We start from the raw sequence: 22,655 nt of genomic DNA on the forward strand, positions 1-22,655 counted from the left end.
TCGAGAATCTCTTATGTCTAACAGTCATGTCGATGTCATTGTCTTAGGTGCAGGTGCTTCTGGACTCATGTTGGCTGCACATGCTGCTAAACGCGGGCGCTCGGTTTTAATTTTAGAAAAAGCCAATAAAATTGGTAAAAAGATTTTAATGTCAGGTGGTGGTAAGTGTAACTTTACTAACCTATATGTAGAACCTGATAACTATATTTCTCATAATCCGCACTTCGTTATTTCTGCCCTGTCACGTTATAGCAACTGGGACTTTATCGGTTTGGTATGTGATTATAAAATTGCCTATGAAGAACGTAAACACGGGCAATTATTTACACTAAACGGCGCTAAAGAAATTTTAGAAATGCTGGTGAGTGAGTGTAATAAAACTAAAAATGTGGATATCCAAACCCATTGCGAAGTTGGACAAATTACACCCTTGGAAAAAGGTGGATTTTCACTAAACACCAATCAAGGACATTACACTTGTGATTCTTTAGTGATTGCGACTGGGGGCTTATCGATTCCCACATTAGGTGGTTCCGGTTTTGGCTATGAACTGGCACAAAAATTTGGACATCAGGTTTTTCCAACTCGTGCAGGTTTAGTTCCATTTACTTTTTCAGATCATATTAAAGAAGTCACTACACGCTTAAGTGGCAATGCTTTGGATGTAACGTTAAGCAACTCAAAAAATAGCTTTACTGAAGCATTATTATTTACCCACCGTGGTTTGAGTGGACCAAGTTCTTTACAGCTTTCGAACTATTGGAATTCAGGAGAAAGTTTTAAAATTGACTTTTTCCCAAGCCAAGATTTAGCGACTTATTTAAAAGATAAAAAGAAAACACAGCCTAAAGTTTTATTACGTACTCTTCTTAATGAGTTTACTGCCAAAAGTATTATCCAAGAGTTACAACAACTCATATGGTCAGAGCAGAGCGAAACAGCGATTGGTAATATCAGTGATGCACAGCTAGATCATATTGCCGAGCAGTTACATGGCTTCGCAGTTAAACCGTCTGGAACAGAAGGATATCGTACCGCTGAAGTTACTTTAGGCGGAATAGATACAACAGAAGTATCTTCCAAGACTATGGAAAGTAAAAAGCAGAAAGGACTGTTTTTTGTTGGCGAAGTACTTGATGTGACCGGACATTTAGGTGGCTACAACTTCCAGTGGGCGTGGTCTTCTGCCTATGCTGCTGCCCAATACGTATAAACTAATTTGAGTTTTTCGAACTATTTGATGCGGTCTGTGAATCTTGTGGCTGAGAAGTAGTCTGTTTCAAGTTTTCTGACTTACTAAATACAAATTTATAAGCACTTGCTAAAAAACCTACCGTAATTCCGGCAATGACAATTGGTGCTAAAAAACGACCTGGTTTCTTCATCGTATTTTCCTCACTTATTTGTTTTTATAACGGCCAAAAAAGAACGACCACTCAATATAGAGTGGTCGAACTTATCACAAAAATCAAAGATTTTTTGTACTGTTTATCTGAAATTCAGTTTAATTCCCTTAAATTTCATCATTTTCACCTGTAGAACCAAACGGTTTATTCACTGGGGGTTGTGTTGGGTTCACCTGTACAGAATCTGCTGGTTTTGCATCAGATGAAACTGTAGATGGTGGAGTCGTTGGCGCAGATGTAGTTGTGGCTGGAGCTGCACTACTCGTGCTAGAAGGTGGCTGATAAAGAGGATTTGGTTGATTCGCTTCTTTTTTAGCTTTATCTAACAAATCAGTTAAAAGTCGTTCTGCTGGTTGGCGACCACCTAAGCCAAATGCAAGAGCGAAAGCAACTGCAACTGCGCCTAGAGTCAAACCGAATGCAAGATTAACAATTGAATCTGCAATACCCATGGCTCTTAAACCAAGCGCAAGTACTAGACCAATAATTAAGACACGAACTAAGTTAGCTAACCAACGCGAGCTATTATATTCACCACGTTGCACCACATTCGCCACAACATTTGCGAGCCAGAAGCCAATAACCAAAATAACAGCACCTAACAGAATGTTTGCACCGAAATGGATAAACATTGCGATTAGACCACTGATTTGATCGAAACCAAGACGATCTGCCGCTTCAGATACTGCAAAAAGCATGGTGAAGAATACGATTAGGCAACCGACAGCGCTAGAAACTTTAGTTTGACCTAAAAAGCGTTGTATATCTAATTTGGCAGGAATTTCATCAACACCAGTTCCAGCAATTAACTCTGCAACCAAACGCCCAACAAAACGAGAAACGATATAAGCGACAAGTAAAATCAGACCCGCAGCAATAATATTTGGAATTGCGCGTAAGATTTCATTCAGCATTGCTGTTGCAGGTTGAGAAATTGTTTCAATTCCTAAAGCTTCAAATGCAACGATTAATGTCGTAATAATAATGATGGCAAAAACAAATGAACCTAAGAATTTGCCTACATTAGAGCTTTTGAAAAGACCAATTTTTTCCGCTTGAGCCTGAACACCTAAGCTATTTATTAAACCTTCAACAATACCGCGTACAATTTTTGCCAAGATATACCCAACAAAAACGATAACGCCCGCAATAAAGATATTTGGTAAGAACGCTACGGCTTCATTTACCATATTTTGAACTGGAATCAGTAAGCCTGTTAGTCCTAATATTGAAAGAACAATCGGAAGGAAAAGTAACAATACAAGCCAGTAAAGAATTTCACCGATATTTTGGCTAATTCCACCTACACCCACTTCAGTACTTAATTTATCGTCAAGTTGGGTTCTGGATAAAACATTGGTAACCCCTGCTCGCACCAGTCGAGCAACGATCCAACCAATAAAACCCACCACCACAGCAGCAATGATATTTGGAATATAGACAAGTACCTGATTAATCATATTGCTGAACGGGCCGCTTACTCCACTAATGTTTAGTACATTTAGAGCTGCGACAACAGCTAAAATTAGAATAAACCAAAATACGACCTTGGAAATCAGGCCTTCGATATTTGGGGCTCGGCCAGTTGCTGATGATAATTTTGCATTTGTATTTACTTTTTGCAGTAGCTTTTTCACACCTGCTGCTACTAATAAAGCAATTATCCAACCCACTAATAAGATCACTATTGCAGCCAGAATTGGATGAAACTGATCCCAGTAATACATTGCATCAAATTGAGCGCCGCGAGGCCCATCAAAAAATTCATTCATATTGTTATGTCCTCAATTGTTCTGTTCTTTTCAGTGTTATCTCTAGGAAACACCATTCGTTGTAAAAAAATGACGATGAATGCGGTCTATCTCACCTTATGTTTTGAATATTTTGTAATCAACACACTTCTGCATAAATACAACAAATTGATGCAAAAGGTTGCAAAAAAGCCTTCAGGTCTTCACCTAAAGGCTTGATATCAAGATATACTGGTTAAATTATTACCTCGTTTTAACCTATATAGGTCTTTAAATTAGAGGCATTTGAAATGACATGTGGCACGGGCTCATGTTGCATAGCTCCTTCTTCTTTAGGCACGTTGCTATGATCAGCTATCATATAAACTACAAGGGCAAGAAGAAAAAGCCCAACAATAATTAAAATATAAACTGGTAATCTTCTTTTTTTCGCAGTTTCTTCAGGACTCGTCACATGAGGTGGTTTTGAAAAATCATGCATCTTCTTTCCCCTCTTCTATTATCATTAACTTTATATTCATCTTAGCAATTTGCTTTGTTGCATTGTGTGAAAAAGCATTATGCGAAGGTGTCTGTGATTGCAAAACTCTACTTTTAAAATAATAAAAATAGTATAAAATTTACACACATTAATTTAAGCAATTAAAAATAATTTCCAACTATTCACGAACTTCGTCTATGCCCCATTTGTAATACAATATGTTTTAGCGCTTACTTTTTAGAAAATAGGCTATAATAAGCCCCCATGTTTTAAAGCTACTCTATTTTATGATGTATCGTCAGCAAAACGTAACTCTTGATCTCGACACTGACGTCACACATCAATGTTATATCCACCAGACAAGAGACGAACATCTCATTGGTATTATTGAATTTAATAAACCAAGTTATGAACTCAAATGGGGTGATCTGGAATATTTTCGTCGTCGTACTGAAGAATTTTCAGTTATGCCATTTCCTGACTGCATTAACGCCATGATTGTTGATATTCGTAATATCAATATTTTTCTGGACAATGAAGTTCCGATTTTACCTTGGCGTTTACTTGAAGAAGACTGTCCTGTTCGCTTAGTTGTTCCCCAAGATCGTTTAGAACATTATGCAGGCCTTTTTGAACCTACTTGGCTTTCAAGTGATGTAGACAGTGCAATTTCCGAAATTCGTGAATTTATGGATATGTTTGTCCATTAATAAACATATCCATAAAATAATTTTAAAGTTCTTTTAATTGTCGTTTGTTACCAGTAATTTTCTACTGCAATATTTCCCTCACCTCGACGATTCATCGTCAAACCACGGCGCTTTAAAGCTTCTTTCGTGTCATCCACCATTTGTGGGTTGCCACAAAGCATGACATGGCTTGTTGCGTGGCTCAATTCTATACCAGCAACTTTTTCTAATTCACCGTTTTCAATCAAAACCGGCAAACGGTCATGTAACTGTGCCAATGGATCACGAGTGATAATTGAAATAAATTTAAAACCGACGTGCCCTTCCCCAAAAGTTTCAGCAATCTCTTGAATACGATCGACATAAGCTAATTCAGCAGCTGTACGCACACTGTAAACCAAATTAATCTTTTGATATTTCGACCATGTATCGAAGTCTTGTAGCATCGATAAAAATGGAGCTAAGCCAGTACCTGTTGCTAATAACCATAAATCATGCGGTAAAGGCTGTTGATAACGAGCTAAAGTAAGATAACCATAAGGTATTTTTTCTAAATAAAGCTCATCTCCTACCTTCAAATGTTGAAGATTTGAAGTAAATGCGCCATCAGGTACCACAATCGAGAAAAATTCTAGCGTTTCATCAAATGGAGAAGACACTACCGAATAGGCACGAACAACAAGTTCTTCTCCAACTTTCAGTCCAATACGTGCAAATTGCCCAGCAGTAAATTTAAAATGTGCAGGGCGAGTCATGGTGAAACTAAAAAGAGTTGGAGTCCAGCGGTGTACAGATAAAACTTTTTCTACGCTAAATTTTTCAATTGACATGATTTCAACGTGGCATGAAATAGTGCGCTCATGTTAGCATGACAGTCGAAATAATGAATACTTTTAAACGTTAAGGCTTTTTAAACATGCGCATGACATTACGCCAGTTGGCTGTTTTTGTAGCAGTCGCTCAAGAAGGAACTGTCACCAAAGCCAGTGATGCGGTCAGACTGACGCAAAGTGCAGCAAGTATGGCTTTAGCCGATTTAGAGGATGGTCTTGGTGCCCCTCTATTTGATCGTTTAGGTAAACGACTACAACTCAATGATCTTGGTCGCTTTTTATTACCACAAGCGCTAGAAATATTAGGTCGCTGTGAAGCTTTTGAGCAAGCTGCAAAAGGTGAGTTACAAAGTATTGACTTACGTATTGGGGCAACTCTAACGATCAGTGATTACCTCATGCCAGATTTAATGGCGAACTTTTTACAGTATCACCCCAAAGCACACTTGCAATTACAGGTGGGCAATACACGCCAAATGATTGAAGCTGTCAATCAGTTTCAGCTTGATTTAGCATTAATTGAAGGCTCGTGTCACCTGCCTCAACTTCAATGTATTCACTGGCGAGATGATGAGCTAGCAGTATGCTGCTCCCCTGATCACCCTCTAGCACGTTTAAATCGACCTTTAACAGCACATGATTTTTATCAGGTTGAATGGATTTTACGTGAAGAAGGTTCGGGAACTCGTGAAGTATTTGATAATGCTATTTTGCAAGACCTGCCAGACGCTAATATTCGCCTAACCCTAGGTCACAATGAAGCAATCTTGAAAATCGTTGCTGGTGGTTTAGGAATGTCTTGTATCTCTAAACTCGCTATTGAACCTTTAATTGAAAAAGAACAATTAGTTATTTTAGAAACGCCATTCTGGCAACTTACTCGCCCACTTTACATGTTGGTACACCGTCAAAAATACCAAGGTCCTGGCCTCAAAGCATTTTTACAATTCTGTGAAGAGCAGGTTTAAGACCTTATCTTCTAGTGCCATCTTGAGTCATTTTCACATGGCTCACCACTTTATTATTTAAGAAAATTAAGGGAAGCTTACACCTCCCTTAATTTATATTACTTACTCATTCCACACACCATCAAAAATCTTCTTTGCTGGTCTTAGCTAAACTCTGCCCTAAGATAGCCTTGAAGATTAAGAACACTGTTAGCGTCGAAAATGTGATAACAACTCTGTTGTAATCGCTTTATTATGATCAGTGATTTGAGTTTTTTTGGTTTTAGATGGATTAGGATCGATACGCTCAATCTTTATAGCCTTAAATTTCCCTTGATTATCTACAGCGAGAAATTTCACTTTTTCATTTCTTTTCGGCTCCCCTTCTGATGCAGGAAAATCCGAAATATGGAAGAAAATATCTCCTTCAGCCGTTCCAATAAAACCAAATCCTTTTTCAGGATCATATTGTTTAACTTTTCCGGTATAAAACTCTTGCTTCATGATCTTTACCCTACTTTTTCAATACTGTTATTACAGCAGAAAATTAAAAAGAGACTTTCAATCCGCCCTCAAAACTTTACGGTTTGATTAAGTCTCTTTTTATCGTTATTTCAAAAATTAGTCTTTTTGGACACTACCAAAAATTTTATCGCCCGCATCACCTAAACCAGGAACAATATAGCCCTGTTCATTTAAGCCATTATCAATAGATGCTGTATAAATCTGTACATCTGGATGAGCTGCTTCAACTTTAGCAACACCTTCTGGGGCAGCAACTAATACCATAACACGTATATCTTTACAGCCACTCGCCTTTAACACATCAATGGCAGCAACTAATGAGTTACCTGTTGCCAACATTGGATCGATAATCATTGCAAGACGATTAGCAACATCTGGAACTAGTTTTTTATAATAAGTACGAACTTCTAATGTTTCTTCATTACGTTCAAGACCTAAAACACTAACTTTTGCACTTGGAATCAGATTAAGTACGCCATCCAGCATACCAATTCCTGCACGTAAAATCGGTACAATCGTTATTTTTTTACCAGCAATACGCTGAGTAGTAACAGTTCCGGCCCATCCATTAATTTCACAATCCACAACTGGTAAATCTTTTGTTGCTTCATACGTCAATAACATAGTCACTTCCTGAGCAAGCTCACGGAAATTCTTAGTACTGATGTCAGAACGACGTAACAAACCTAATTTATGACGAATAAGTGGGTGACGAATTTCTTGAATGGCCACAGATGTTACCTAAAAATATAAAAACGTATTTATTATAATCTTTTTTTAATGCCCAATAAAAAAAAGCCTCCAGATTTGGAGGCTTTTTTGTACACTAAGATTATTGTTGTTGTGAAAGCATGAAATGTAATGGAGATAAAATTTCTGCTTTTAATGCCAAATTAATCATTGGATCTGGGTAAACACCCAAAATAATAACTAATGCAGCAGCAGCCAATACCATTAAACCACCTACTTTTTGACCCCAATGAGCATCTGCATCAATACGAGGGGTTTCTGGTGGTGTCATATACATTACAACCATCACACGTAAGTAATAGTACAAACCAATACCACTACCCACAATAATCATTGCAGCCAAGAACCAGTGTTGAGTTGTTACAGCAGCCATTACCACTAAGAACTTACCAATGAAGCCCGCTGTTAATGGAATACCAGCCAAAGATAACATCATGACTGTTAACGTTGCTGTAAGTACTGGACGACGCCAGAACAAACCACGGTAGTCTGCAAGGCTTTGTGCTTCATCTACGTTGTTATATGGGCTAGACATTAACGCTACCGCACCAAAAGCACCGATAGTTGTTAATACATAAGACACCACATATACAGTTACGCTACCCAAGCTCGCATAAGTCATGCTAATTAAAGCAATTAACAAATAACCAAAATGAGCAATAGATGAATAACCAAGAATACGTTTTAAGTTAACTTGACGAACAGCGAGTAAGTTACCCACTAAAATCGACAATACTGCAATGATTGTCAAAATAGTAACTAACGAGTCCACCATAATTGCGCCTGAAGCAAGCATATAGCGCACGAACAAACCAATGGTTGCAACTTTAGCAGCGGTCGCCAAGAAAGTTGCCATTGGCGCTGGTGCACCTGCATATACATCTGGTGTCCATTTATGGAACGGCGCAAGCGATAATTTAAATGCAACAGCAAAGATAATAAGTGCTAAACCTAATAACACCATTGGCTGTTTGATTGCACCAAATAACGCCTGTACAGAATCATAGAATGAAAGCGAACCAGTATATGCATAGATATATGCCATACCCATCAACAACATTGCAGAAGCTGTCGCTGAAAGTACAAGATATTTAATACCAGCTTCAAGTGAACTACTACGTTGATAGGTATAAGCAAGTAAGCCATATACAGGAATCGACATTAACTCAAGGCTAATGAAGAACGATGCATAGTGAGAACTTGCAACCATCAACATTGCACCTGCTACTGAAGCAAGTAACAAAAGATATAGTTCTTCACGGTTATCTTTATAAGTTTCGATGTAAGCATGAGACAAAGTACAACAAGCCAATGCCGCAATCAAAATCATAAATTGATAGAACATGGTAAATGGATCAACCATAAACATGCCCATCACATTTGCCGGTACAAACTTACCGCCAAATACTGCAAATAAAATATAAAGTGCAGCGAGGTTTAAACCAACTACAGAGGTTGTTGCGATCAAATTATGATTACGCTTAATAGAAATTAACAGCATGACGACGATTGTTGTCAAAGCAACAATCATCACCGGAGCTAAAGGCATAAGCGTAGAGAGTGATACTGTGAAGTTCATGATTATTGGATCTCCACATGGTCAAGTTGAGTAGCTGTTTGCTGAACAGTTTCAACGACTTCTTGAACTGGCATATAACTATTGACCAACCACTGCATGCTTGAATGAGACATATCCAAGAATGTTTGTGGGTAGATACCAAGCCAAACGAGACCAATCGCACAAATCATCAAAATACCAACTTCACGAGCAGATAAGTCTTTTAGTGGACTAGTGTAGTGTTGCTTTTGTTCAGGGTTTGGTTCACCAAATAAAGCACGGTGAATCAAGATCAAGCCATATAAGCCTGCAAATACAAGGCTGATAGAAGCAAGAATCGTGAATACAGGATATTTATTAAATGAGCCCATCAAGATCAGGAATTCACCAATAAAGTTACCCAAACCTGGCACGCCTACAAGAGCAGCCACGAAGAACATCAAGAAGAATGGCAAGTACTGAAGTTGGCCACGAAGACCACCCATTAAACGCAAGTCACGTGTATGTAAACGTTCGTAGATCTGACCAGACATAATGAACAATGCAGCTGATGACAAACCATGTGCCAACATCATGATCATTAGACCTTGGAAGGTCAAAATATTACCTGCATAGATTGCAAGTAAAATAAAGCCCATGTGTGAAATCGACGTATACGCAAGTAAACGTTTCATATCAGTTTGCTGGTAAGCACACCATGCGCCGTAAAAAATACCAATCAAACCGAAAATAATCGCAATATCTGCAAACTGTGCAGAAGCTGTAGGGAAGAATGGAATAACAAAACGAAGCAAGCCATACGCAGCTGTCTTAATCAAGATACCTGCCAAGTCTACAGAACCTGCTGTAGGAGCTTGAGCATGCGCATCTGGCAACCAACCATGTAATGGAAATACTGGTAACTTCACTGCAAAACCAATGAAGAAACAGATCATGAAACCATACGCTAAGCTCGGAGGTAAGTGGTTTGCTACAGCTAATAAATAGTTGTAATCGAAACCGATCATTCCGGTCATCATGTAGCCATAGACTACAAGACCAAGAATACCGATTAACATCACTAAACCAGCGATTTGCGTGTAAAGGAAGAACTTGGTAGCTGCGTAAACACGTGAACGACCGTTTGAACCTTTATGACCCCATAACGCAATCAGGAAGTAGATTGGTACAAGCATCATCTCCCAGAAGAAGAAGAACAAGAACAGGTCAATCGCTAAGAATACACCGATAACACCACCTAAACTCCATAAGAGGTTTAAGTGGAAGAAACCAACATTCTTTTGAATTTCGCCCCATGAACAACCAACAGCAAGTACACCAAGTAACGCTGTTAATAATACCATGAGTAAAGATAAGCCATCCACTGCAAGGTGAATGCCGATACCGAGTGATTGAATCCACGGTAAATAGAACTCAGCAGACCAAGTTGGGATTTTTGAACCCAACTCATAGCTATAAGTTCCACTTTGCCAAAGTGCAAGACCTAAGCCCAAAGTAATGAGCATACCAATTAAGGCAATCCAGCGTGGCAAGGTTTTGTCGAGCTTATCGACTAACCAACAAATAAAACCAGCAATGAACGGAACAAGAATCAGCGCGGGTAAAATTAAATTGTTTTCCATTTTATTTCCCCACTACCTGAATAACGATCAAGATCATCAATAACACCACTACACCGAGTGACATGCTTGATGCGTATTCACGCAATGATCCGGTTTGACGTGAGCTTGTAAAACTATTTCCGCCTTTCACAAGTGCAGGAAGAACTAACCACAAACTGTCAATCGGATCACGGCCAAAGATTTTGGCGAAGAATAAATAAGGTTTAACAAAAACGATGTCATACAATGCATCAAAACCAAAAGCGGTACGGCAAATATGTGCCAGACCTGCACCCAAACTTGTTTGAGCAAATGATTTCACTGCACCATAAGCAAATGTAAATAATGCTATACCAACAACTAGACCAACTAGCGCAATTCCTACTGCTAAATGCTCTGCCCCATGCATGCCTTCTACAAATTGTTCAGCCACATGGAATTCAGGAATTTTTGCAGTATTAAGAATACCAGCTACAGGTGCTTTTAATACGGCACCAACAAAAGTAGACAGTACAGCTAAAATGCCCAATGGAGCCCAGTACGTTGCACCTTTAATTTCATGGTAAGGCGTGTTTTCTTGACCAAAGAATACAACCCAGATTAAACGGAATGTATAAATTGAAGTCAGGAATGCACCTGCTACACCCACCCAATATAAGGTGTGATATAAAGCAACTGATTGACCTTGTACCCATACTTCACCAAGAATCGCATCTTTAGAGAAGAAGCCAATTGTCAAGAATGGAATAGCTGCTAATGCACCGCCACCAATCGCGAAACAAGCAAATAGGAATTTGTTACGTTTGAACAAGCCACCCATTTTGAAGATGTTTTGCTCGTGGTGGTAAGCCAGAATCACCGCACCAGACGACAAGAATAATAATGCCTTAAAGAATGCGTGGGCCAACATGTGGAACAAACCAGCTTGATAAGCTTCCGCACCTACAGCCATAAACATATAGCCAAGCTGACTCATTGTTGAGTAAGCCAAGATACGTTTGATGTCTGTTTGAACGAGTGCAGCAAAACCTGCAACTAACAAAGTCACAGCACCTGTTACCGAAATGAATTGCATCACTTCAGGCGCAAGTTCAAATACGCTAAATAGACGGCAGCATAAATATACACCAGCCGTTACCATTGTTGCTGCATGGATTAATGCAGAAACAGGTGTTGGACCTGCCATTGCATCTGCCAACCATGTTTGCAATGGAATTTGAGCAGATTTACCAGCCGCACCCAAGAACAACATTAATGCAGTCCAGATCGTAAGAGACGAACTCTTCGTCATTACTTCTGCTGCATGTTCAACGATGTACTGAGTATTCAACGTACCAAATTGTTGGTAAAGCAAGAATAAAGCGATAAGTAAGAATACGTCACCTACACGGGTAACTGTAAATGCTTTGATCGCAGCCCAACCATTTGCAGGGTTTGCATAATAGAAACCGATCAGCAAATAAGAACAAAGACCTACGCCTTCCCAACCTAAGAATAACAACGCTAAGTTGTCGCCCAATACAAGCACAAGCATGCTGGCAACAAACAGGTTGAAATAAGAGAAGAAGCGCGCATAGCCCTCTTCACCACGCATGTACCATGATGCAAAGATGTGGATTAAGAAACCAACACCTGTAACCATGCCCATCATGAGTAAAGATAAGCCATCTAAATGTAAGCTAATGCCCGGTGCAAAACCGCCAACATTGAACCATGTCCACAGGTTTTGAACAAAAACTTGCTGACCACTGGTGGTAAATGCCATTCCAGCAATCAATGCAAATAATGCAGAGAAACCTACAGAACCCACACCAATAATTGCTGCAACATTTTCAGAGAGTTTGTCTCGTCCTGCCGCCAATAAAATAAAACCGATTAGCGGAAATAATACTGTTAGATATAAATAACTCATCCGCGCATCTCACTAGCAGCATCCACATCCAAATGATGGAAGCGATGATAGAACTGAAGAACAATCGCAAGACCGATACATGCCTCTGCTGCTGCAAGGGTCAAAATCAGAATGAACATGACTTGTCCATCTGGTTGTGCCCATACGCTACCCGCAAGAACAAATGCCAATGCAGCAGCATTCATCATGACCTCAAGGCTCATTAACATAAATAATAGGTTGCGTCGCACCATTACACCGTAAAAACCGAGTGCAAAAAGGATGGTTGCAACAATCAAACCATGTTCTAAAGGAATCTGGCCCATTATTCTTTTTCCTCTTCTGCACCTGGTTCACGTTTACCTAAGTGGTATGCTGCAACAAGGGCTGCTAGCAATAACATCGCGGCAACTTCAACCAATAGTAAATAGTGAGTAAAGAGTGCTTGACCAACTACTTTTGGTCCAATCACTTGTGCCCCAAGTGGTGCTGAAATTGTGGTGTATTCACCACCAAGCATCCAAACCAAAAGCAAGCCGAGTAAGAAACTCATGAGTGCTGGATATGCCCAAGCATCTGAAGAAAGCCATTTACGTTCTTGTTCTACAGTGTGTTGACCTAAATTCAACATCATCACCACGAAGACAAACAGAACCATAATTGCTCCGGCATAAACAATGATTTCAAGAGCACCTGCAAAAGGCGCCCCCACGATCATGAAAATACCAGCAACAGCAAGCAATGAAACAATTAGACTAAGTAAAGCGTGTACAGGGTTCGTGTTAGTCACTACACGAACCGTAGAAACGATGGCCACGAGTGCCATCAAATAAAACGGCCACATCATGGTAATAGACTCCGTACATCAATTGGTGCACTTTCTTTCTGCGCCTGACCTTTCTCTTTACCGTTAATTGCCATACCCGCTACACGGTAGAAGTTGTAGTCTGGGTATTTACCCGGACCTGAAATGAGTAAGTTTTCTTTCTCATAAACCAAGTCTTGACGTACATATTCACCAAGTTCGAAATCTGGTGTCATCTGAATCGCAGTTGTTGGACACGCTTCTTCACACATACCGCAGAAAATACAGCGTGAAAAGTTGATGCGGAAAAATTCCGGGTACCAACGTCCATCTTCTTTTTCTGCTTTTTGCAATGAGATACAGCCAACCGGACACGCAACCGCACATAGGTTACATGCCACACAACGCTCTTCCCCATCTGGGTCACGCGTCAACACAATACGACCACGAAAGCGTGGCGGCACAATCTGTTCAGCTGGTACTTCTGGATATAAAATCGTGTCACGTTTACGCGTTACATGGCTAAATACCATAAACAACGAACGTACAATCGATCCGAATCCAGCTAGAAATTTATACATTTTGTACTCCCTGCTGTCCTAGGCCTGATTCATCAGAATCACAGCACCAGTCACTAACAAGTTGACCAACGCCAATGGCAAACAAATTTTCCAACCAAAGTTCATGACTTGGTCATAACGTGGACGCATTAAAGAACCACGAGCCAAAACAAACATCATTACAAAGAATGCTGTTTTAATCACAAACCAGAATACTGGCGGAACAAATGGAATTTCTAAATTGAATGGTGCTAACCAGCCACCGAAGAATAAAGTTACGATCAATGCAGAAATAAGTACCACGTTGACATATTCAGCAACGAAGAACATCCCCCATTTCATACCACCATATTCAACATGGTAACCTTCAGCCAATTCTTGTTCTGCTTCGGGTTGGTCAAATGGATGACGGTGAGTTACCGCAACACCAGCAACCACAAAAATCAAGAAACCTAAGAATTGTGGAATGACGAACCAAACATCTCGTTGTGCTTCAACAATTTCACGAAGGTTAAATGAGCCTGCAATTGCAACCACACCCATCAATGAAATACCCAAAAACACTTCATAAGAAATGGTTTGAGCAGCTGAACGTAAGCCACCAAGCAATGAGTATTTGTTATTTGAAGCCCAGCCACCAAACAATACTGCATAGACTGCAATACCAGCCATTGCCATGAAGAACAACAAACCGATGCTCATGTCGGCAACACCCAGTGAAGGACTCACCGGGATAACCATGAATGAAAGAACCGCTGTTGCCATTGCAACAGCTGGTGCTAAACGGAATGTAAGCTTGTCAGCAAATTTTGGTGTCCAGTCTTCTTTGAACATGATCTTGAGCATGTCGGCAACGATCTGGAACATACCACCAGGACCAACACGGTTTGGACCATAACGGTCTTGCCACAAAGCAAGCAAACGACGTTCAATAAAAGACATCAACGCTGCAACTAAAACAACCACAAGCAAAATCACAACTGCTTGAACTACAGCATAGGCAATTGGCCAGTTCTCAGCCCAAAGTGGCGTTTGACGTATAATTTCTTGATTCATGAATTACACTCCTAAAGCCACTGAAACAGGCTCAGCTAGTGACACCATTGGTGCTAAACCAACTGGGTAACCAATATAACCTGTAGGTAAATATTCAATTACTTGTACAGGCAAGCTCACACTGGTTTCGCCTGCTTTTACTGTAATGCGTTGACCTTCTTGAAGGTTCAAACGAGTTGCATCTTGTTCGCCCACTGCAAACATCGCTTCTGGAATACGAGTTTCCATTGCAGGTGTTTTAATTGTGAATTCACCAGAACCAAAAATATGATGCATTGGTACTAAGCGGAAACTTTCAGGGTTTGCAACTACCGCTACTGGAGCTACATAGCTACGTGCAGGACGTTTTGCTAGGTGATCAAATAAACGAACACCTGAATCACCACCTTTTAAGTGACCACCCACTTCATCTTGGTATTTGTTCCAAGATTGTGGAGAGTTCCAGCCCGGAGCCCATGCAAATGGTACTAATGATGATGCTTTTTGCGGACCAACATAACCTTCCATCGAGAATGTTAATGCTGAATCTAAATCTGTAGGCTGTTTAGGTTCATGAACCGATAACGGCGCACGCATTGCTGTACGACCTGAATAACGACGTGGTTCACGTGCAATTTTCAAACCATGTACACGGTAACCTGCATCAGGTGCCACATCTTGAATAGCTTCAAGTACTGGTACATTTTTTACGATGCTTTCAATCACATCATCAAGCAATGTCCAGTCTACAGCTTTACCTTTAATGCCAGTTTCAATGGCATGTAACCAACGCCATGATTCTTTAATTGCATATTCAGGTTTGTAGTAACTTGGATCGTAAACTTGATAGAAACGCTGTGCACGACCTTCTTGGCTTACAACAGTACCGTCACCTTCAGCAAAACTTGCTGCTGAAAGTACAATATCAGCCTGTTTCACAGTTTCAGTTTCACTGTGATCAAGCACAATGACTGTTTCAGCTTTATCAAGTGCAGCCTGCACTTGTACAGCAGGTAAGCGACGGAACAAGTCATTTTCAACAATAACAAGTGTGTCGTAGTCTTGAGCAAATGCTTGTTCAAGGCTTAAGCCACCAAACAATGCCAAGCCCATCGAGTTCACTTCAGGAACCACAAGACTTAAACCAGCTTTAGAACCCAAGTTCTGAGTCAACTCAGCCGCAGCTTCCATAATAGAAGCATCTTGCAAGCTAGTACCCGCAATGATTAATGGCTTGTTTGCCGCTTTTAACGTATCAGCAATGGTTTGAGCAAATGCTTTTGCATCGTCATCTAAACCATTCACTGTTTCGCCTTTCACTGCCGCAGCGACTGCAAAACCTAAACGAGCAATATCATTTGGAGAAGCAACAACTTCACCAGTTGCAACGTCGGCAAGACGAGTTTGAGTTGCAGCCAAGATATAGATCGGAGATTTTGCATCTTGACCAATACGTTGTACAGGCTCAGCCAACCATTCTGGCGTACGTGTTTTTGCAGCCATTTCGCGAGCTTTATTTTTCGCAGCTTGACGAACTGACAAAGCCATACGCGGTGCAGTTTGAGTCAGGTCTTCACCTAAAATCAGAACAGCATCATAACTTTCAATTTCACGCATGTTCGGGTTGTAAATACCCTCGGTTTGCATGATAGATGCAGCAAGTTCAACAAGGCTTTGCTCTTTTTGCGCAATACCAGTTGAGTAATTTGCCTGACCTACAAGCTCACGTAATGCATAGTTCGATTCCAAGCTTGCGCGCGGAGAACCGATACCCAAAACTTTTTTGCCTTGAAGCTTAGCAATCGTTTGATCTAAAGCTTGGTCGACAGAAACAGTTGCAACAGTTTCACTGTTACGGAACTGAGGCTGACGTGGACGGTCTGCACGGTTTACATAACCTGTGCCAAAACGACCTTTGTCACAAAGGAAGTACTGATTAACCGAACCATTGAAACGGTTTTCTACACGACGGATTTCACCATAGCGTTCACCCGGAGAAATGTTACAACCAGAAGAACAGCCTTGGCACACGCTTGGTGCATACTGCATGTCCCATTTACGGTTATAACGCTCTGAATGTGTCTTATCAGTGAATACACCTGTTGGACATACTTCAGTCAAGTTACCCGAGAATTCAGACTCTAAAGTACCTGATTCAGGACGACCGAAATACACACGAGATGCATTGGCATACACACCAAAGTCCGTACCGCCCGCATAGTCGTTGTAGTAACGAACACAACGGTAACAAGCAATACAGCGGTTCATTTCATGTGCAATGAATGAGCCGAGTTCTTGGTTGTAATGCGTACGTTTTGTAAAACGGTAGCGACGACGGTCATGACCAGTCATCACAGTCATATCTTGTAAATGACAGTGACCACCCTCTTCACAGACTGGACAGTCGTGCGGGTGATTCGTCATCAAAAATTCAACAATAGATGCACGGAAATCTGTTGCTTCTTTGTCTTCAATCGAGATATAGGTGTTGTCAGATGCTGGTGTCATGCATGACATGACTAAACGCCCACGCGTATCTTCTGGATTCGCATATTGCGTAACAGCACATTGACGGCAAGAACCAACCGAACCTAAGGATGGATGCCAACAAAAATATGGGATGTCGATGCCCAGACTCAAACATGCTTGTAGCAAGTTTTCCGAGCCGTTGACTTCATACGATTTTCCATCGACATGAATTGTAGCCATAAGTCGAATTCCTTAAGCTTGTTCTACGTTGCTGGTTTGCACGACAGGACGAGTCGTCACTTTCGCTTCAAACTCACCACGGAAATGTTTGAGTGCGCCCATAAGCGGCTCCATCGCACCTGGTGCGTGGGCACAGAAAGTTTTACCGATCCATAATTTACGAGTCAATTCTTGTAAATGATCGATATCTTCTTTCTTACCTTCGCCTGCTTCAAGTGATTTAAGCGCTTTAACAGCCCATGGCAAACCATCACGACATGGTGTACAGAAACCACATGATTCGCGCGCAAAGAACTCTTCTAAGTTACGAGTGAGCGATACCATACATTGAGTTTCATCTACCACCATCAATAAACATGTTCCCAAACGAGAACCTGCTTTCATAATCGTGTCTGCATCCATTGGTAAATCAATGGTATCTGCCGGCAAAAAGTCAGTTGAAGCACCACCCGGTAACCATGCTTTAAGCTTTAAGCCTTCTCGCATACCACCAGCATGATCTTCAATCACTTCACGTGCAGTTGTACCAAATGGCAATTCCCAAAGACCCGGGAATTTCACTTTACCTGACGCACCATAAATTTTAGTGCCTGGGTCTTTTGATTTACCAGCAGATAGGCCGATATACCACTCTGGACCACGAAGCATAATTGCTGGCAAGTTGTTATAAGTTTCAACGTTGTTCACAATTGTTGGACGGCCCCATGCTCCTGCAACTTGCGGGAACGGTGGCTTGGTACGTGGGTTAGCACGACGGCCTTCAAGCGAGTTAATCAATGCAGTTTCTTCACCACAGATATAACGCCCTGCACCCGTATGTACATGCAGATCAAAATTCCAGCCAGAATCCAAGATATTTTCGCCTAAATAACCTTTAGCACGAATCTGTTCTAATGCTTCATTTAGATATTGAGCTGCCTCAATATATTCACCACGGATAAAGATATAACCTTGAGTTGCCTCTAAGGTATAACCCGCAATTAACATACCTTCGATCAATTGATGCGGAAGTTTTTCCATCAACAAACGATCTTTAAAAGTACCCGGCTCCATTTCGTCGGCATTACAGATCAAATAACGTGGACCACCATCATTTGGTGCCATTAATGACCATTTAATACCCGCTGGGAAACCCGCACCACCACGACCTTTTACGGTTGCAGCTTTAATGACATCTAACACTTCAGCAGGTTTCATGCTTAATGCTTTTTTAAAGCCTGCATAACCTTCAAGTGCTTCGTAATCATCAGCACCACGAACTTCTTCACGTTTACTTAAACGCCAAGTTAGTGGGTGAGTTTCTGGATTACCGTCGCCATAAATTGGTTTTGGTTCAGTATTCATACATACTTCTCCAATAACTGTTTGACTGATGACACCTCAACTAAACCGTGAGTATCTTCATCAATCATTAAAGTTGGGCCTTTGTCGCAGTTGCCTAGGCAGCAAATTGGAAGTAGCGTAAAACGACCATCTGCTGTCGTCTGACCATACTGAATACCTAATTCGCGCTGGAATGCTTCAGCAAGTGTTTCTGCACCCATTAAGAAGCAAGCAATTGAGTCACAAAGCAAAATCACGTGACGACCTACCGGGTGGCGATAGATACGGTTGTAAAATGTTGCAACACCTTCCAAATCAGCAACACTCATCGACAATAACTGTGCGATGGCATTCATTTGAGCGTCATCTACCCAACCATTACGGCGTTGTACACACTTCAATGCATCCAAAGAGGCTGCACGAGGGTATGGATAGTGACCAATGTGATGTTCGATGTCGTGAATTTCTTCCGCAGTCAAAATCCCTTCAACATTCACACGTGGCTTTTTATCAGTCAAAATCATCATTATGTGTTACCTCTTAGCGATCCACGTCAGCCATAACCACGTCAATGGTCGCCAGATAAATGATTAAGTCAGATACCAAACTGCCGTTAATCACTGCAGGCATTTGCTGTAAGTGAGTAAACGTCGGTGTACGAATACGAGTACGATAACTCATCGTCGATTTATCTGAAGTCAAGTAATACGTACTTGCACCTTTAACCACTTCAGTCATAAATGATGACTCGCCCGCTGGCATGACAGGACCCCATGAAACGCTCAAGAAGTGCGTAATCAAGGTTTCAATATCTTGTAATGTCTTATCTTTCGGTGGTGGAACAGCCAATGGATGATCCGCTTTATATGGACCAGAAGGCATGTTATCCAAACACTGTTGAATAATTTTTAACGACTCAGTAATTTCACGGAAGTGAACGAGTACACGTGCATAAGCATCGCCTTCATACTCAACTGGCACATCAAAATCGAAGTTTTCATAGCCACTGTATGGACGATATTTACGAACATCAAAATCAATACCTGTCGCACGTAAACCAGTACCTGTCACACCCCATGCGAGTGCAGACTTAGCATCGTATTGCGCAACGTTACGCGTACGACCAATAAACACAGAGTTTTTCAATGCTGCTGTGTAGTATTCGTTTAAGCGCTTAGGCATCCACTCTAGCAAGTCTTTAACAAGTTTTTGCCAGTTATTTGGAAGATCGTGTGCTGTACCACCAATACGGAACCATGCTGGATGCATACGGTAACCCGTGATTGCTTCAACAATGTCGTAAACTTTTTGACGGTCTGCGAACATATAGAATACTGGTGTCATACCACCGGCATCCTGAATTGCCGTACCACAGAACAACAAGTGGTTATTAATACGGAATAATTCGTTCAACATGACACGAATGACTTGAGCACGTTCAGGAACTTTGATTCCTGCCATTTGCTCTACAGCCATCACATACGGCATGTTCTGAGCGCAACCACCCAAGTAGTCCACACGGTCTGTATAAGGAATGAAAGAATGCCATGTTTGACGTTCAGCCATCTTTTCCACACCACGGTGGTGATAACCGATATCAGGAACACAGTCCTTCACTTCTTCGCCATCTAACTGCAATACAACACGGAACGCACCATGTGCAGATGGATGGTTAGGACCCAAGTTCAGGAACATGAAATCTTCGTCAGCGTTACCGCGCTTAAGACCCCAGTCTTCTGGAACAAAACGTAAGTGCTCTTGTTCAAAGTCTTGTTTCGCTTTGTCTTGCATGTACGGCGTATATTCTGTCGCACGTGCTGAATATTCTTTACGTAACGGATGACCTTCCCAGTACGTTGGCAACAAGATACGACGGAGCATTGGATGCCCTTCGAAATTGATACCGAACATATCGTAAGCTTCACGTTCATACCAGTTGGCATTTGGCCAGATATTGGTCGCTGTCGGAAGGTTAAGATCATTTTCGTTCAAGGCAACCTTGATACGAATGTCACTATTACGCTCAAGCGATAATAAATGATAGAACACAGTGAAGTCAGATGCTGGTAAACCATCACGATGAACACGTAAACGCTCATCCATCGCAGATAAGTCAAACAGCATTACATATGGACGTTCCACTTTACGTAGGAACATAAGGACTTCTTGCACGCGTGCGCGCTCAACCCAGACTGTTGGAAACTCTTCAAAAGTCGCCTGCACGTAAAAGTTCTCACCAAATTTGGTTTTGAGTTCTTCTACGATTGCAAATGCTGGGCGTGAATCAACTGGTGTTGACTCTGGCATAGCAATGTCAGTTTCAGCCATTGGCTTGGCTTCCTATTTAATACAAATTCTGTCAATTTTCTCGATGAACATATCGCTAGATATGTCAACGCACCGTCAAAAAATTATTTAATCTCATCCATAGAGCGTAAGTTTTTAACGGCAATACGCTGCGCATTCTTACGGTCACGTTCTGGCATCATCTTTGGCTTATACACTGGCTGAAGATCATCACCGATCACGGCAGAAAGCGGGCGTCGCTCTAATTGAATCTGGTCTTGCAAAAGCATTAAAGCTTGAATTAATGCTTCAGGACGAGGCGGACAACCTGGGACGTACACGTCAACAGGAATAATTTTGTCTACACCTTGTACTACTGAATAGATGTCGTACATACCTCCAGAGTTTGCACAAGCACCCATCGAGATGACCCATTTAGGCTCTAACATCTGTTCATATAGACGCTGAATAACTGGTGCCATTTTTACGAAACAGGTCCCTGCAACAATCATCAAGTCAGCTTGACGAGGTGAAGCACGGATAACCTCTGCGCCGAAACGTGACAAGTCATGCACGCCTGTTAAGGTCGTTGCATACTCAACGTAACAACATGAGGTACCGAAGTTAAATGGCCACAAGGAGTTTTTACGCCCCCAGTTTACTGCTGTATGCAAGACATCCTCTAAACGAGTCATGAATACGTTTTTATTCACTTCCTCTTCGAGTGGATCTGTCACGATTTGACGTTCTTGCAATGGGTATTGATCAGCATCCGGATTCGCGCGGGTCAGAGTATATTTCATCCCGACTTACTCCTTTTCAGATGACAATGCAGGTGTATTTTTTGACTTAACACGACCTGATGATTGAGCTGGAATCTGGCCTGTAGGGTCAGTTACGAGCTCTTCAATAGAGTTAAAGCGTGTAATTTCAGCAATGTTCATTGTTGGTGAACCAATTTTAATCGCCTCACCTGCTGATTTACGGCGATCTGCTGGTGACCAACTTAAAGCACCTACAGAGAAGGCATAAACAAGCGCAATCAATAAATCAACGACAAAGATCACGACAGTGGTATATCCCAACCACCCTACTTCACGCACAGAAGTAGACCATGCATAGAGGTAAAGTGCCTCTAAGTCGAAGACAACAAAGAAAATTGCAACTAAATAGAACTTTGCAGACAGGCGAATGCGAGCGCCACCAGCACTCACGACACCCGATTCAAACTGCTCTTGCTTAGCACGCCCCCACGATTTCCCCCCGAGGAGTAAGGGAACTGTGAGCATAAAGACGCAAAGAAATGTAACGCCGATCACGAAGGCGATAATCGCCCAGTCGTATGGAGTAATGGCACTCATGCGGGGATAACTCCTGGCAGGCCTATTATTTAACAAAGAATGTATGTATTGGCCTTCAAATACACCAAACACAAAATTAATCCCGCCAATTGTACCTGATTTCTAATTTCGCATGCTAGTTGAAGCGTCTTAGTCTTTCGGATG

The 22,655-nt window shown here is 41.3% G+C and carries 22 protein-coding genes; 3 read left to right on the forward strand and 19 right to left on the reverse strand.

The features are described 5' to 3' along the window. The first annotated feature begins 13 nt into the window (after positions 1–13). Positions 14–1,213 carry an NAD(P)/FAD-dependent oxidoreductase gene (locus AC2117_RS14945; RefSeq protein ID WP_017392315.1) on the forward strand — a complete coding sequence of 400 codons (1,200 nt, stop codon included), beginning with the start codon at positions 14–16 and terminating at the stop codon, positions 1,211–1,213. A gap of 1 nt (position 1,214) precedes the next feature. Here the strand turns inward: AC2117_RS14945 and AC2117_RS18895 are convergent, their stop codons facing one another. The 3 genes from AC2117_RS18895 to AC2117_RS14955 all read right to left on the reverse strand — a co-directional run bounded on the left by AC2117_RS18895 (position 1,215) and on the right by AC2117_RS14955 (position 3,638). Further along, on the reverse strand, positions 1,215–1,385 hold the full coding sequence (locus tag AC2117_RS18895; protein WP_004641485.1) for a hypothetical protein: 171 nt from the start codon (positions 1,383–1,385) through the stop codon (positions 1,215–1,217). 128 nt (positions 1,386–1,513) lie between these two features. Further along, a complete protein-coding gene (locus AC2117_RS14950) occupies positions 1,514–3,178 on the reverse strand; it encodes a mechanosensitive ion channel (protein WP_133975145.1) in 1,665 nt (554 codons plus the stop codon). A gap of 232 nt (positions 3,179–3,410) precedes the next feature. Then, on the reverse strand, positions 3,411–3,638 hold the full coding sequence (locus AC2117_RS14955) for a hypothetical protein (protein WP_003653450.1): 228 nt from the start codon (positions 3,636–3,638) through the stop codon (positions 3,411–3,413). A 290-nt stretch (positions 3,639–3,928) separates the two neighbouring features. Here AC2117_RS14955 and AC2117_RS14960 point away from each other — a divergent pair, with 290 nt between their 5' ends. Further along, a complete protein-coding gene (locus AC2117_RS14960) occupies positions 3,929–4,348 on the forward strand; it encodes a hypothetical protein (RefSeq protein ID WP_171056780.1) in 420 nt (139 codons plus the stop codon). A gap of 47 nt (positions 4,349–4,395) precedes the next feature. On the opposite strand, the gene AC2117_RS14965 is transcribed toward AC2117_RS14960, so the two are convergent. Then, positions 4,396–5,157 (reverse strand): ferredoxin--NADP reductase, encoded by a 762-nt coding sequence (locus tag AC2117_RS14965; RefSeq protein ID WP_133975147.1) that lies wholly within the window; start codon positions 5,155–5,157, stop codon positions 4,396–4,398. Positions 5,158–5,243: 86 nt separating this feature from the next. Here AC2117_RS14965 and gigC point away from each other — a divergent pair, with 86 nt between their 5' ends. Then, entirely contained in the window at positions 5,244–6,128 is an 885-nt protein-coding gene (gene gigC, locus AC2117_RS14970) for a LysR family transcriptional regulator GigC (protein ID WP_004641477.1), read from the forward strand. Between the two features lie 189 nt (positions 6,129–6,317). On the opposite strand, the gene AC2117_RS14975 is transcribed toward gigC, so the two are convergent. The 15 genes from AC2117_RS14975 to ndhC all read right to left on the reverse strand — a co-directional run bounded on the left by AC2117_RS14975 (position 6,318) and on the right by ndhC (position 22,511). Then, entirely contained in the window at positions 6,318–6,611 is a 294-nt protein-coding gene (locus AC2117_RS14975) for a cold shock domain-containing protein (RefSeq protein ID WP_003653457.1), read from the reverse strand. Positions 6,612–6,728: 117 nt separating this feature from the next. After that, positions 6,729–7,364: a uracil phosphoribosyltransferase gene (upp, locus tag AC2117_RS14980; RefSeq protein ID WP_003653460.1), complete on the reverse strand. Its 636-nt coding sequence runs from the start codon at positions 7,362–7,364 to the stop codon at positions 6,729–6,731. Positions 7,365–7,464: 100 nt separating this feature from the next. Further along, a complete protein-coding gene (gene nuoN, locus AC2117_RS14985) occupies positions 7,465–8,961 on the reverse strand; it encodes an NADH-quinone oxidoreductase subunit NuoN (RefSeq protein WP_003653461.1) in 1,497 nt (498 codons plus the stop codon). Positions 8,962–8,963: 2 nt separating this feature from the next. Beyond that, positions 8,964–10,562, reverse strand: a complete 1,599-nt coding sequence (gene nuoM / locus AC2117_RS14990) for an NADH-quinone oxidoreductase subunit M (RefSeq protein WP_133975149.1) — start codon at positions 10,560–10,562, stop codon at positions 8,964–8,966. A gap of 1 nt (position 10,563) precedes the next feature. Next, the gene (gene nuoL, locus AC2117_RS14995; RefSeq protein ID WP_133975151.1) at positions 10,564–12,453 is read right to left on the reverse strand and encodes an NADH-quinone oxidoreductase subunit L; all 1,890 of its coding nucleotides are present in this window, start codon (positions 12,451–12,453) and stop codon (positions 10,564–10,566) included. Further along, positions 12,450–12,758, reverse strand: a complete 309-nt coding sequence (gene nuoK, locus AC2117_RS15000; protein ID WP_003653467.1) for an NADH-quinone oxidoreductase subunit NuoK — start codon at positions 12,756–12,758, stop codon at positions 12,450–12,452. The genes nuoL and nuoK overlap by 4 nt, the downstream gene beginning before the upstream one ends. Further along, complete coding sequence (gene nuoJ, locus AC2117_RS15005) at positions 12,758–13,276, reverse strand: NADH-quinone oxidoreductase subunit J (protein ID WP_014205902.1); 519 nt, start codon at positions 13,274–13,276, stop codon at positions 12,758–12,760. Before nuoJ ends, nuoK begins: the two co-directional genes overlap by 1 nt. Further along, a complete protein-coding gene (nuoI, locus tag AC2117_RS15010; RefSeq protein WP_042896848.1) occupies positions 13,276–13,818 on the reverse strand; it encodes an NADH-quinone oxidoreductase subunit NuoI in 543 nt (180 codons plus the stop codon). Before nuoI ends, nuoJ begins: the two co-directional genes overlap by 1 nt. Positions 13,819–13,836: 18 nt before the next feature. Beyond that, the gene (gene nuoH / locus AC2117_RS15015) at positions 13,837–14,853 is read right to left on the reverse strand and encodes an NADH-quinone oxidoreductase subunit NuoH (RefSeq protein WP_003653472.1); all 1,017 of its coding nucleotides are present in this window, start codon (positions 14,851–14,853) and stop codon (positions 13,837–13,839) included. Positions 14,854–14,856: 3 nt separating this feature from the next. After that, positions 14,857–17,541 (reverse strand): NADH-quinone oxidoreductase subunit NuoG, encoded by a 2,685-nt coding sequence (nuoG, locus tag AC2117_RS15020; protein WP_133975153.1) that lies wholly within the window; start codon positions 17,539–17,541, stop codon positions 14,857–14,859. A 12-nt stretch (positions 17,542–17,553) separates the two neighbouring features. After that, a complete protein-coding gene (gene nuoF, locus AC2117_RS15025) occupies positions 17,554–18,885 on the reverse strand; it encodes an NADH-quinone oxidoreductase subunit NuoF (protein ID WP_133975155.1) in 1,332 nt (443 codons plus the stop codon). Next, the gene (nuoE, locus tag AC2117_RS15030; RefSeq protein ID WP_133975157.1) at positions 18,882–19,391 is read right to left on the reverse strand and encodes an NADH-quinone oxidoreductase subunit NuoE; all 510 of its coding nucleotides are present in this window, start codon (positions 19,389–19,391) and stop codon (positions 18,882–18,884) included. The genes nuoF and nuoE overlap by 4 nt, the downstream gene beginning before the upstream one ends. Positions 19,392–19,404: 13 nt before the next feature. Then, positions 19,405–21,192, reverse strand: coding sequence for an NADH-quinone oxidoreductase subunit C/D (gene nuoC / locus AC2117_RS15035; protein WP_003653478.1), 1,788 nt, complete (start codon positions 21,190–21,192; stop codon positions 19,405–19,407). An 83-nt stretch (positions 21,193–21,275) separates the two neighbouring features. Next, positions 21,276–21,953, reverse strand: a complete 678-nt coding sequence (locus tag AC2117_RS15040) for a NuoB/complex I 20 kDa subunit family protein (RefSeq protein WP_002050353.1) — start codon at positions 21,951–21,953, stop codon at positions 21,276–21,278. A 6-nt stretch (positions 21,954–21,959) separates the two neighbouring features. After that, a complete protein-coding gene (gene ndhC, locus AC2117_RS15045) occupies positions 21,960–22,511 on the reverse strand; it encodes an NADH-quinone oxidoreductase subunit A (protein WP_009393853.1) in 552 nt (183 codons plus the stop codon). Between the last annotated feature and the right edge of the window lie 144 nt (positions 22,512–22,655).

Source organism: Acinetobacter calcoaceticus (genome assembly GCF_900520355.1).
Lineage (GTDB): Bacteria > Pseudomonadota > Gammaproteobacteria > Pseudomonadales > Moraxellaceae > Acinetobacter > Acinetobacter calcoaceticus_C.

Coding starts and splice junctions, on each gene's coding strand:
- AC2117_RS14945 (WP_017392315.1), top strand. CDS start 14: ATGTCTAACAGTCATGTCGATGTCATTGTCTTAGGTGCAGGTGCTTCT.
- AC2117_RS18895 (WP_004641485.1), bottom strand. CDS start 1,385: ATGAAGAAACCAGGTCGTTTTTTAGCACCAATTGTCATTGCCGGAATT.
- AC2117_RS14950 (WP_133975145.1), bottom strand. CDS start 3,178: ATGAATGAATTTTTTGATGGGCCTCGCGGCGCTCAATTTGATGCAATG.
- AC2117_RS14955 (WP_003653450.1), bottom strand. CDS start 3,638: ATGCATGATTTTTCAAAACCACCTCATGTGACGAGTCCTGAAGAAACT.
- AC2117_RS14960 (WP_171056780.1), top strand. CDS start 3,929: ATGTATCGTCAGCAAAACGTAACTCTTGATCTCGACACTGACGTCACA.
- AC2117_RS14965 (WP_133975147.1), bottom strand. CDS start 5,157: ATGTCAATTGAAAAATTTAGCGTAGAAAAAGTTTTATCTGTACACCGC.
- gigC (WP_004641477.1), top strand. CDS start 5,244: ATGCGCATGACATTACGCCAGTTGGCTGTTTTTGTAGCAGTCGCTCAA.
- AC2117_RS14975 (WP_003653457.1), bottom strand. CDS start 6,611: ATGAAGCAAGAGTTTTATACCGGAAAAGTTAAACAATATGATCCTGAA.
- nuoN (WP_003653461.1), bottom strand. CDS start 8,961: ATGAACTTCACAGTATCACTCTCTACGCTTATGCCTTTAGCTCCGGTG.
- nuoM (WP_133975149.1), bottom strand. CDS start 10,562: ATGGAAAACAATTTAATTTTACCCGCGCTGATTCTTGTTCCGTTCATT.
- nuoL (WP_133975151.1), bottom strand. CDS start 12,453: ATGAGTTATTTATATCTAACAGTATTATTTCCGCTAATCGGTTTTATT.
- nuoK (WP_003653467.1), bottom strand. CDS start 12,758: ATGGGCCAGATTCCTTTAGAACATGGTTTGATTGTTGCAACCATCCTT.
- nuoJ (WP_014205902.1), bottom strand. CDS start 13,276: ATGTGGCCGTTTTATTTGATGGCACTCGTGGCCATCGTTTCTACGGTT.
- nuoI (WP_042896848.1), bottom strand. CDS start 13,818: ATGTATAAATTTCTAGCTGGATTCGGATCGATTGTACGTTCGTTGTTT.
- nuoH (WP_003653472.1), bottom strand. CDS start 14,853: ATGAATCAAGAAATTATACGTCAAACGCCACTTTGGGCTGAGAACTGG.
- nuoG (WP_133975153.1), bottom strand. CDS start 17,541: ATGGCTACAATTCATGTCGATGGAAAATCGTATGAAGTCAACGGCTCG.
- nuoF (WP_133975155.1), bottom strand. CDS start 18,885: ATGAATACTGAACCAAAACCAATTTATGGCGACGGTAATCCAGAAACT.
- nuoE (WP_133975157.1), bottom strand. CDS start 19,391: ATGATGATTTTGACTGATAAAAAGCCACGTGTGAATGTTGAAGGGATT.
- nuoC (WP_003653478.1), bottom strand. CDS start 21,192: ATGGCTGAAACTGACATTGCTATGCCAGAGTCAACACCAGTTGATTCA.
- AC2117_RS15040 (WP_002050353.1), bottom strand. CDS start 21,953: ATGAAATATACTCTGACCCGCGCGAATCCGGATGCTGATCAATACCCA.
- ndhC (WP_009393853.1), bottom strand. CDS start 22,511: ATGAGTGCCATTACTCCATACGACTGGGCGATTATCGCCTTCGTGATC.